The following is a 12161-nucleotide window of genomic DNA, read 5'->3' on the forward strand; positions in this document are numbered from 1 at the left end:
TCCTTCTTTTTAAAGAATAATTATATGAGAATGAACTGGAAACGAATAATGATGCCTTTGGGAGTGTTGCTCTTCGGGGCTATGGTAGCAATTGCCTGCTCGGATAGTGAAAGTGAAACGGGAAATACCGGTGATGGGGATTTGCCTGCCGAGAATGTAACGGTGCGGATTAACCCTAATAAGACACGTGTTCTTCGGAATCCTCTGAATGGCTGGGTACTGTATCTGGCGCGTGAGAAAAACGAGACATTTTGGGAAGAAAGAGGCTATGACCACATGTATGTACCCGATCTGGCAAAATACGTAAAAGTCTCCGATTACGCTTCTTCCTGCTACTTGCGTACGAATTGGAAGACATTGGAGCCCCAAAAGGGAAAATATGCTTGGGATGACCCTAGCTCCGATATCTCACGTATCATTAAAAGTGTACATGATAGAGGATTACGTATCGCCTTGCGTGTACTGGTGGATGGGCGCGACCAAAAACAGAATACTCCTGAGTTCGTATTCGATGAAGGCTGTAAATGGTATAATACAGCAAACAATAAGTGTCCTTATCCTGATGACCAAGTGTTCCAAAAGCACTATGGAGAGTTTATCGAGGCTTTTGCCCGCCAATACAATGACCCCGATAAGGTAGATTTTATTGACGGTTACGGATTGGGTAAATGGGGAGAGTCGCATGCTATGATTTATGCTAACGATGGAAATAAGTTTCAGGTAATGGAGTGGATTACAGCGTTGTATGCACGTCATTTCACGAAAGTGCCTCTGGTGATCAACTATCACCGTATGTTGGGCGATACTTATCAGGATTCTTGGCAGGAAACAGTGCCGCCTGATGCGGAGCCGTTGCTGAACATAGCCCTCAATAACGGATACATCCTGCGTCACGACGCTTTTGGTATGAGTGGCTATTATAAAGATTGGGAGAAAAATATTGCCTTGAAATACAGATATAAGCTTCCTATCATTATGGAAGGTGGATGGGTGACCGACACGCACCGTTATTGGTATTTCGATGATGCTTATCGTTATCGGGAAGGTCATCCCGAAGATGTCCGCAAGGGAGAGTTTGAAGATTCCATGCTGGCATGTGTCAATACGATGGACTTCCGTTTGGGTGAAACGGAATCATGGTTTGAAAAAACGTTCTCTTATGTACAGCGTTTTATAGCGGAAGGCGGTTACCGTCTCTATCCGGACATGGTTTCTTTGCCTGTTTCGGCAAATGGTGGTCAGGATGTTACTGTTGTTCACCGCTGGCGCAATATGGGTTGGGGATATTGTCCTACTAATATCAGAACTTGGAATCAGAAATATAAAGTGGCTTTTGCATTGCTGAATGATAATAATGAAGTGAAAAAGATATTTGTGGACGAGCAAACCGACCTGTCGACTTGGCTGAAGGAAGCCCCGACTACTTATACCACCAAGTTGAATCTGAAAGGCGTTTCTGTTGGTGCCTATTCATGGGCGGTAGGTTTGGTGGACGTTACCAAAGACAATGAAATCGGACTCGAAATGGCCGTGAACAAGGATGCCAACCTACTGGATTCCGGTTGGTTGAAATTACAGACACTTACGGTAAAATAAGTAAATACGTATAATGAGTTGTATGATTAAAGGTAAAATGAGATCAGGACTTTTGATGCCTATATTTTTAGGGTCGTTTGCGCTTCAAGCCGCTGCCATAAGCGGCGGGTCGGATGCCGGAACCTTGAAACAGAACTTGGCACGGGATAACAAGATAATAAGAATAGAACCAGACAGGCAGCGCTTGTTGCGTAACCCACAAACCGGCTGGGTGCTTTATGCCACCCCCGGTGTGAAGGAAGATTTCTGGGAGAAGTGTGACAATATGCAGGTACCCGGTGTGGGAACGGTAAAGGTGTCCGATTATGCCCATACTCTTTATATCCGTACCAGTTGGAGGAAGTTGAATCCTGAAGAAAACGTTTATGGCTGGAATACGGATCCCATGCTGAAAATGCTGATTGAGGGAGCACGTGCAAGAAAAATGCGTCTTGCTTTCCGGGTGGTGGTCGACAGCCGTGATAAAGGCTATGACTTTACGCCCGACTTTGTGCGGGAGGCTGGTACGAAGGGCTTCGTGTGGAGAGGAAGATGGTCACCTTATCCTGATGACCCTATTTTTCAAAAGTATTATGAAAAATTCGTTTGGGCTTTAGCCAAAGACTTTGGCAATCCTGACGAGGTGGACTTTATCGACGGAACAGGTCTGGGAAAGTGGGGCGAGTATCACACTACGCTTTATTCTACGGGAGATGAAAAGCCCCGTAAACCTGTACTTGACTGGCTGGCAGACTTGTATCTGAAAGCATTCAGAGACGTTCCGGTTGTCATCAACTATCATCGTTTTGTGGGTGCCGGTAAGGACTGGGACGATAATAAGTATGACCTTGACAGTGAGTTCTTGCTTGATGAAGTAGTTGAAAAAGGATATTCTTTGCGTCATGACGCATTCGGTATGGGGCTGTATTATGGTGAATGGGAACGTGACTTTGCCAAGAAATATTTCGGCGTTCGCCCCATACTGATGGAAGGCGGATGGATTACAGGCAAAATCCACAGCTTTTGGGTGGATCCCCGCAATTATCGGAAGGGACATCCCGAAGATGTGCGTCAGGGAGAATTCGATGATAGTAAAGAGGCGCGTGTCAATATGATGGACTTCCGTGTGGGTGAAACGGAATCGTGGTTTCACAATACATTCCCTCTTGTGCAACGGTTTATTTCGGAAGGCGGCTATCGTCTCTATCCGGATATGATTTCTTTACCTACAGATGTGGCAAAAAATCAGAAACTTCGGATTATACACCGTTGGAATAATCTTGGCTGGGGATATTGCCCCACCAATATTCCGCAATGGAACCAAAAATATAAAGTGGCTTTCGCGCTGATGGACAGTCGGAATAGGGTGCAGAAGGTGTTTGTGGACAAACAGACAGACTTATCCAAATGGATGCAAGGCATCCCTGCAGTTTACACTTTTGATTTACGTCTCAAAGGAGTAACTCCGGGGAGTTATTATTGGGCAGTGGGGCTTGTTGATACTACCAAGGATAATGCGATCGGCTTGGAAATGGCTGTGCCGGAGAACATGTTGAATGCCGGATGGGCTAAATTACAGGAAGTAACCGTAAGGTAACAGGCAATCAGCTACTTGATGGGGTTAACGAAAGGTTACAGGATTCGTGTACCTTGAAGAAATAATAATAACTTTTTAACCATGAAAAAACTATTGATAGTATTGGCCTTGGCCTGTACTCTGTCTTCTCTTTATGCACAGAAAACCTGCTATAGTGAGTTGAAGGGAGATACATTAGTGATTGGAAATGAGTGTATTGAACGAAAATTCATTTGGAATGACGGTAATCTTGTCACTTATAGTCTGAGCGATAAGGCAAACCGGAAAACAACTTTCACGGTAAAGCAGGCACCGGACTTCTTTATCTCCAAAGATACCCGGGAAGCTTCCAAAGGAGCTTGTCGGGTAGAAAAGGTGGCTGCGACTGATATTCATCCGGCCTACTTGAAGACGATAGTTACATTCTCTTTGGGAACATTGGATATACAACGGATTTATCGTATATATGACGGTTGTCCGGCCATAGCATGTGACACTTATCTGAAAGGGAGTGTTAACAGCGTTTTTGGCGGACGGGAAGAAAATGCGGCTGACCGGAAAAACATCGAGTTCGTTGAAGACATGAAATCCAAATCCGTTACGGCTATTTTGGATCAATTATATCTTAAAGGGCAGCATTGGCATGCCAAGGCTGTTGAATTTTGGGATGTGACAGATTGGAACAACAATTTGTTGGCAGAGAGGGATGTTATAGCCTATCGTAAAAACAGTTATCGGGGGAATTTGCTCTTTGTTCGAAACGGGGAAGAAGGCACCGACTTTTTCTTTCTGAAAGAATCCCCTTGTTCCAGTGTCCAGTTAGCCTATAAAGGTGCTGATTTCATCGCAGAATTCGGAAAATTCATGATTACAGGACTGGGAATTACTGAAAAGAATATTCAGGAAGATACATGGACAAGAACATATAGTTGCGTCACAGGGGTATATGGCGATGGTGAATTGCAGGCACTGACAGCGCTCCGCAGTTACCAGAAGAATATTCGTCGTCATTTCCGGAATCGTGATGAAATGGTTATGATGAACACTTGGGGCGACCGTAGTCAGGACACAAAAGTCAATGAGGCATTTTGCCTGCAAGAGTTGGAACGTGCCGCAAAACTGGGAATCACTCATTTTCAAATAGATGATGGATGGCAGGTGGGCAAGAGCCCGAACTCAGCGGTAGCTAAAGGTTCTTTTAAGAATATCTGGGACAATAAGGACTATTGGAAACCGGATCCTGTCAAATATCCCCGCGGATTGGCTCCGATAGTAAAGAAAGGAAAGAAACTGGGCATTGAAATTGGTTTGTGGTTTAATCCGAGTGTGCAGAATGATTTTGTCGACTGGGAGAAAGATGCCGAAACACTGATAGGATTGTATCGTGAATATGGTATCCGTATTTTTAAGATTGACGGATTGACTATTCCTACCAAGAAAGCGGAGATTAATCTCCGGAACTTGTTTGATAAAGTATTGGCGGAAACGGATAATAAAGTCATGTTCAATTTGGATGCGACAGCCAGTCGGCGGGGAGGTTATCATATGTTCAACGAATATGGAAACATCTTTTTAGAGAACCGTTATACGGATTGGCAGAATTACTATCCGTACTGGACGCTTCGCAACCTGTGGATGCTGTCCAAATATGTTCCGGCAGAGAAATTACAAATCGAGTTTCTGAATAAATGGAGAAATACGGAGAAATATGGAGATGATCCGTTTGCCCCGCACCGATATTCTTTTGAATATTTGTTTGCGACCACTATGGCGGGGCAACCATTGGCATGGTTTGAGGCTTCCAACTTGCCGGAAGAAGCATTTGGCATTAGAGACTTAATGGAGAAGTATAAGAAAGTGCAGTATGATTTCCATCAAGGAACTATTTTACCGATTGGTGAAGAGCCTTCGGGGCGCTCGTGGACTGGATTTCAGTCTCTTTGTCATTCAAAAAACGGTTATCTCCTTATTTACAGGGAAGATAATGCACGGGAGGAGACATGGGTGGAAACATGGTTGCCCGAAGGTGCAGAAGTTATGTGTACGCCGATACTGGGGAATGGGAAACTGATGGTAACGACTGTCGGCAGAAAAGGAACAATAAAAGTCTCTCTACCTGAGAAGAATGACTTTATGCTATATCGCTATGAAATAAGATAATTATCCTGTTTACAGGCCATATATATACAGCGTGGTGGGTATATAGATACACCACGCTGGATATATATACTCACCATGCTGGATATATATACTCAGTAACGTGAGCGTAAATCGTTGATAGTTAAGAATATTAATCTTATAAATAGATAATTTAATGCAAATCAGAAAAAAGACAATCGTGTGTATGTTGCTGTTTATCCTTTTTGTAGGGAATGCAGTAGCTCAAAACCTGATAACTAATGTATATGGTCGGGATATCCGTTCTTTAAACGGCAAATGGAATGCTATCATTGACTTGTATGACCAAGGTCGGGGAATGAAGGTATATAGAAATCAAAGTCCTAAAGGAAACACTGATTTCTATGAATATTCTTTTCAAGGAGGATTGCGGCTGAATGTTCCTGGTGACTGGAATTCACAAACGCCGGAGCTTAAATACTATGAAGGCACAGTATGGTATGCACGTCATTTTGATGCAAAGCGTTTGACACATAAACGTCAGTTCCTTTATTTCGGAGCTGTCAGCTATCGTTGCCGTGTTTATTTGAATGGGGCAGAGATCGGAAGTCATGAAGGAGGATTTACTCCCTTCCAGATAGAAGTGACGGACTTGCTGAATGAGGGAGAAAATTTTATTGCCATTGAAGTAAACAACCGTCGTACCAAAGATGCCATACCTGCCATGTCATTTGACTGGTGGAATTATGGCGGTATCACACGTGATGTATTATTGGTCACTACCCCACAAACTTATCTGGAAGACTATTTCATCCAACTGGATAAGGAATCTCCCAACCGGATGATTGCCAAAGTCGCTCTCTCGGACAAAAAGGCAGGTGAGAAGATTACGGTTTCTATCCCTGAACTGAAAACAAGCATTGATATGCTGACTGATGCCGAAGGAAAGGCTGAAACGGTATTCAATATAAAGAAGTTAGAACGTTGGTCGTCGGAGAATCCTAAACTTTATGAAGTAATCGTTTCCTCAGCCAATGATCGTGTAGAAGAACAAATCGGCTTCCGCAATATCACGGTGAAAGGAACGGATATTTATCTGAATGGCAAGCCGACATTTATGTGCAGCATTTCCTTTCATGAAGAAATCCCTCAGCGCATGGGGCGTGCTTTCTCGGAAGCAGATGCGGCGATGCTGCTGAATGAGGCAAAAGCGCTTGGCGTAAATATGATTCGGCTGGCACATTATCCGCAAAACGAATATACGGTGCGACTGGCAGAAAAGATGGGCTTTATCCTTTGGCAGGAGATACCTGTCTGGCAGGGTATTGACTTTACGAACAACAATACCCGTAAGAAAGCGCAAAGGATGTTGTCTGAAATGATAAAGCGTGACCAGAATCGCTGTGCAGTCGGATATTGGGGAATTGCCAATGAAACGCAGCCTTCCAAAGCACGGAATGAATTTCTTACCTCTTTGCTGGAAACAGGCAAACAATTGGATACGACCCGTTTGTATGTGGCTGCTTTCGATTTGGTACGTTTTAATCGTGAGAAGAAACGTTTTGTGATGGAAGATTCATTTACCTCACAACTGGATGTTGTAGCGGTCAACAAATACATGGGTTGGTATCATCCGTGGCCCATCGAGCCGGAAAATGCGGTATGGGAAGTAATACCGGATAAACCGCTGATTATATCGGAGTTTGGCGGTGAGGCATTATACGGGCAGTCGGGAGATGAAAATGTAGCAAGCTCCTGGAGTGAAGAATACCAAGCCCGGCTTTACAGAGACAATATCCGTATGTTCGACAATATACCGAATCTTCGGGGGGTATCTCCATGGATTTTATTTGATTTCCGTTCTCCGTTCCGTTTTCATCCGACCAATCAGGATGGCTGGAATCGTAAGGGATTAGTCTCGGATCAGGGAATACGCAAAAAGGCGTGGTACTTGATGAGGGAGTATTATAAAACAAAGTTTGGTGAGTAGAAATTAATTAGGATGTAATCTTAAATATCCATGAGACAAAATAGCTTTCGGTTTGTATGTTTGCTTTTTGGGCTTTCATTTCTTGGAGGAGAAATGAAAGCCCAACAGAAATCGGCCCATGAAACAGGGCTTCGCTCCAAGTCTACATCAGAACTTGCGGAACTGGAACAAGTTATCACAAAAGTAAATTATGATGAGAGTAAGGTGCCTGTCTATACGCTTCCTGATGTCCTGACCCTGACTAATGGCAGAAAAGTGACGACTAAAAAAGAATGGGTGGAAAAGCGGCGTCCGGAACTGCTCCGCCTGTTCGAAACTCAAATATATGGTAAAGCTCCAGTTCGCTCGAAGGACTTGCATTTCCGGCTACTGAACGAAGATAGAGAAGCTTTGGGCGGTTTGGCTACCCGTAAGGAAGTAGCCGTTTATCTCACAAAAGATGAGAAGCATTATCTGACAGTACTTATGTATCTGCCTAATCGGCGAAAAGGGACTGTTCCCATGTTTTTCGGAATAAATTTCAAAGGTAATCATGCCATTCACCCGGATGAGGGCATCACTTTCCCGTCAGAAGAGAGAATGATTGCTTATGGCAGAAAACGTATGTTTCCCCGGGGTAGTGCAGCTTCCAGATGGCCGGTAGAGATGTTGATGGAACATGGATATGGACTGGCCACTTTCTACCGTGGGGACATTGATCCGGATTTTGATGATGGTTTTCAGAACGGAGTTCATCCGTTGTACTACAAAAAGGGACAGACACGGCCTGCTGAAGATGAGTGGGGAACTCTGGCTGCCTGGGCATGGGGAATGAGTTGTGCGATGGATTATTTTGAAACGGATAAAGACATTGACGCCAAACGTATAGCCATCTTCGGACATTCACGTCTCGGAAAAACGACTTTATGGGCCGGTGCGATAGACCCACGTTTTGCTTTGGTTATTTCTAATGATTCCGGTTGTGGTGGTGCGGCATTGTCGCGGAGAAAGTTCGGAGAGACTGTACGGGCTGTGAACTGTCAGTTTACACATTGGTTTTGCCGGAATTTCTGGCAATACAATGATAAAGAAGACACTCTTCCTGTCGACCAGCATGAATTGATTGCTCTGATGGCTCCCCGTCCGGTCTATATTGCCAGTGCGGAAGAAGACCGCTGGGCTGACCCGAAAGGGGAATTTCTTTCCGGTGTATATGCCTCTCCTGTTTATGAGTTGTTCGGGCTGCCGGGATTGCCGGTAAAAGAAATGCCGGCTGTTAATCAGCCTGTATTGTCAGGCACTATAGGTTATCATATCCGTTCGGGAAAACATGATATTAATCTGTATGACTGGACGCAGTTTGTGAAGTTTGCCGATAAACATTTGAAGTAAGATCACTAATAGATATTTATATGAAGAACAAGTTTATAAAGTTAGTTTTTGTTGCATTTGCGCTGATAACCCAATTATCACCTTTGAAAGCGCAGACGCAGGAAATAGATTTATCCGGTAAGTGGGGATTTCAGACGGATGTGATGGATTTCCGGCGTGGTTCGTTAGATGTGCGTTATATACATCGTTTGCAAGAATCGATTGTCCTGCCGGCCATTACGGATGATTACAAGATAGGTTACAAATCTCCGTATCGGCATATTGACCGTCTGACCCGTGTATATGAATACATGGGGCCGGCTTGGTATCAACGTGAGATTGCTATTCCGAAGGAGTGGAAAGGGAAACGTATCTTCGTGTATTTTGAACGGATACATTGGCTAAGTTCCATTTATGTGGATACGAAAGAGGTTAGTAAGATTGATTATGTCAGTGTTCCTCATAATCATGAACTGACAGATTTTGTGAAACCGGGTAAGACACACGTTATTACCGTATGTATTGACAATCGTTATCAGTATGATACCCACAAATGGGATCATGCTCATTCCGAATTTACGCAAATCAACTGGAATGGCATATTGGGTGAAATGAAGTTAATGGCTGTAGACCCTGTGTACATTGATGATATGCAGTTATATCCGGATGTGTCAGACCGTTCGGTAAAAGTGAAAATGAAAATACTGAATCATACTCATAAACCGGTTACCGGAAAAGCGGCTTTTACAATATCAGGCAATTCGTATGATTTGAATAAAGAGATAACCGTCAGTGGAAATGATTCTGTCTTTTATGTAGAAGATGTTATCGCATTAGGAAAGAATGTCCGGTTGTGGGATGAATTTACTCCCAATCTTTATACATTGCAATGTGACCTGACTATCCGTGCTGACAATGCAAACTATCAACATAGCCGTTCTACTACTTTCGGAATGCGTGAGATAACGGCGGATAAGGATAAAATCTATCTCAATGGTAACCGGATACACTTACGTGGAACAGTAGAGAACGCTGTCTTCCCTAAAACAGGCTATGCGCCGGTGGATGATGCGTCTTGGGAACGTGTGCTGACTATCCTGAAAGACTATGGAATGAATCACATGCGTTTTCATTCTTGGTGTCCGCCTGCGGCTGCATTTCGGGTGGCTGATAAATTGGGAGTATATCTTGAAGTGGAAATGCCGATGTGGGGAAAAGATGCTGAACCGGACGAAGCCCGTTATAATTTCTTCCGTCGCGAGCAGAAAGCCATTCTGAAAGAGTATGGCAATCATCCTTCCTTTGTTCTCTATTGCAATGGTAATGAGATTACCGGTAATTTTGATTTTATCGAAGAACTTACTCATTATGGACGTACCACTGACAGCCGCAGACTGTACAGCGGTTCGACGGCCCGTACCCGTGTCAAGTCCGACCAATTCTATATCACTCACCAGACTACCAAAGGTCACATGGCTATTTATGAAGGACGACCATCTACCGACTGGGATAAAAACAAAGAGTTGGGTATTGACGTACCTGTCATTTCCCATGAATCGGGACAACGCTGTATCTATCCTAATTTTAAGGAGATTCCTAACTTTACCGGCCCTGTACAAGCACGCAATTTTGAAGTGTATCGTGATTCCTTGAAAGCACATGGCATGTTGGATCAGGCAGATGATTTCTATCAGGTTTCCGGTGCGCAAACCGTACTCGAATATAAAGACGTGATTGAAGCTCAACTGCGTACTTATCTGAAATCCGGTTTCCAGCTTTTGTCTATTAATGACTTTACGGGGCAAGGATATGCGCCTGTCGGTATCCTCGATCCTTTCTGGAACTCTAAAGGACTGATTACACCGGAGAAGTTCCGGGAATTCTGTGCTCCGACTGTGGCTCTGCTGCGTTTTTCGAAACGTTCGTACTATAACGACGACGTATTCACAGGAAAAGCGGAAATCTATAATTATAGTCCCTCTGCCCTGAAAAACGCTAAGTTTAAGTGGTGGGTGACAGATGCGGACGGCAAGGTGCTGAAAAGTGGAAAGCTAAAAACACAAAATATCGGTAATCATGGTGTTTTTTCCGCAGGAGAATTTAGTTATGCACTTAACGGTATCACCGCTCCTCAAAAGCTGACTGTTCATTTATCGGTGAATAATACAATCAATAATAGCTGGGATATTTGGGTATATCCTCGTCGGGAACTGAAAGAACTGATGCAGTCTACGGCGGATGTTCTCTATACGACGGTATTTGACGACAGGGCTAAACAATTCCTTAAAGAAGGAAGGAAAGTTGTCCTATGCCCCATGCCGGCTAAGGTTATAGGGCGTAGTTCCAATTTCCATAATCATTTCTGGAATCCTATCATGTTCAAATGGAAACCGATGACACTGGGTTGTCTGATTCATACAGACAAGGCGATGTTCGACGATTTCATTACGGAAAAACACCTTGACTGGCAATGGTGGGACATCTTAACGCATGCCAAAGTAATCGAAATGGATGAGGCGCCACGTCAGTTGCGTCCGTTCATTCAGGTGATAGACAGTTATGAAACTAACCACAAACTGGGAATCGGTTTTGAAGCCAGAATAGGAAATGGGAAGCTGATGGTGTTGGCACTGGATACAAAGAAAGAAATGGAGAAACGGCCTGCCACTCAACAACTGCTGGTTAGTATCGACCGCTATGTGAAGAGTGACCGCTTCAACCCGCAAGTAGATGTAGAAGCGTCGTTTATAGAATCGTTCTTAAGAAAATAGGGAAAGAATGAGAAGTTTTAGTTTTATTCTAAGTCTTTTGTTTCTGACATCTGTATCGGCACAGGAAATACAGATGTCGGAGACGGCTTCTTTGGAGCAAATTTACGGAGAAGTGCAGGAGGCAGAGGAATTGCTGCCGATGAATGAGTTGGGACTTGAGTTCGGATACGCCCTTTATGAGGCCACAATCACGGCAGAGGAGGAGAACCCGGTATTGACGGTGGAAAATGTAAGAGACTATGCCGCCGTATATGTAGATGGAAAGTTACAGGGATGGATGACGGAAGAGAAGAAAGCAATCCCCTTACAGGTGCTTGCAGGCAAGCACACCTTGCAATTATATGCGGAAAATATCGGCCGTATCACCTATGGGCCGGAGATATTGGATAATTCCAAAGGGCTTTTTGGCAGTATCACCTTGTCGGATACGGAAATAGGGAATTGGAGAATGATTCCTTTGGCGGTACGCGATTGTGCAGTCGGTGAACTGACTTTCGCACCACAAACGGACGGTGGTCGCCCTTGTTTCTATAAAGGGACTTTTACAGTAGAAATCCCCGCTGATACTTATCTGGATGTCTCCGGTTGGGGAATGGGAGAAGTATGGGTGAACGGACATTATGCGGGCTCTTACTGGGAACAGAATGCGCAGCAATCTATACAACTTCCAGCAGAAACATTGCAAAAGGGAGCAAATTCCCTGACCGTTTTTGAACTGAAAAGTAACGGCAAGCGCACCATGCGCCTGTCAGATAAAGCTATATTTAATTAAATGAAAGAA

At 44.0% G+C, this 12161-nt stretch carries 7 protein-coding genes; all 7 read left to right on the forward strand.

Features of this window, described 5'->3' with window-relative positions:
- The first annotated feature begins 24 nt into the window (after positions 1–24).
- The 7 genes from DXA54_RS03575 to DXA54_RS03605 all read left to right on the forward strand — a co-directional run bounded on the left by DXA54_RS03575 (position 25) and on the right by DXA54_RS03605 (position 12152).
- On the forward strand, positions 25–1596 hold the full coding sequence (locus DXA54_RS03575; protein WP_004311180.1) for a hypothetical protein: 1572 nt from the start codon (positions 25–27) through the stop codon (positions 1594–1596).
- 37 nt (positions 1597–1633) lie between these two features.
- Entirely contained in the window at positions 1634–3172 is a 1539-nt protein-coding gene (locus DXA54_RS03580; protein WP_369745624.1) for a DUF4832 domain-containing protein, read from the forward strand.
- A gap of 81 nt (positions 3173–3253) precedes the next feature.
- Positions 3254–5311, forward strand: coding sequence for an alpha-galactosidase (locus tag DXA54_RS03585; RefSeq protein ID WP_120078981.1), 2058 nt, complete (start codon positions 3254–3256; stop codon positions 5309–5311).
- Positions 5312–5465: 154 nt separating this feature from the next.
- A complete protein-coding gene (locus tag DXA54_RS03590) occupies positions 5466–7259 on the forward strand; it encodes a glycoside hydrolase family 2 protein (RefSeq protein WP_008646531.1) in 1794 nt (597 codons plus the stop codon).
- Between the two features lie 93 nt (positions 7260–7352).
- Positions 7353–8630: a hypothetical protein gene (locus DXA54_RS03595; protein ID WP_004311184.1), complete on the forward strand. Its 1278-nt coding sequence runs from the start codon at positions 7353–7355 to the stop codon at positions 8628–8630.
- A gap of 20 nt (positions 8631–8650) precedes the next feature.
- Positions 8651–11380 (forward strand): sugar-binding domain-containing protein, encoded by a 2730-nt coding sequence (locus DXA54_RS03600; protein ID WP_120078982.1) that lies wholly within the window; start codon positions 8651–8653, stop codon positions 11378–11380.
- A gap of 7 nt (positions 11381–11387) precedes the next feature.
- A complete protein-coding gene (locus DXA54_RS03605) occupies positions 11388–12152 on the forward strand; it encodes a hypothetical protein (protein ID WP_004311186.1) in 765 nt (254 codons plus the stop codon).
- Positions 12153–12161 lie beyond the last annotated feature (9 nt).

The sequence above is a fragment of the Bacteroides sp. OF03-11BH genome (genome assembly GCF_003604005.1).
In the GTDB taxonomy this organism is placed as follows: domain Bacteria; phylum Bacteroidota; class Bacteroidia; order Bacteroidales; family Bacteroidaceae; genus Bacteroides; species Bacteroides ovatus.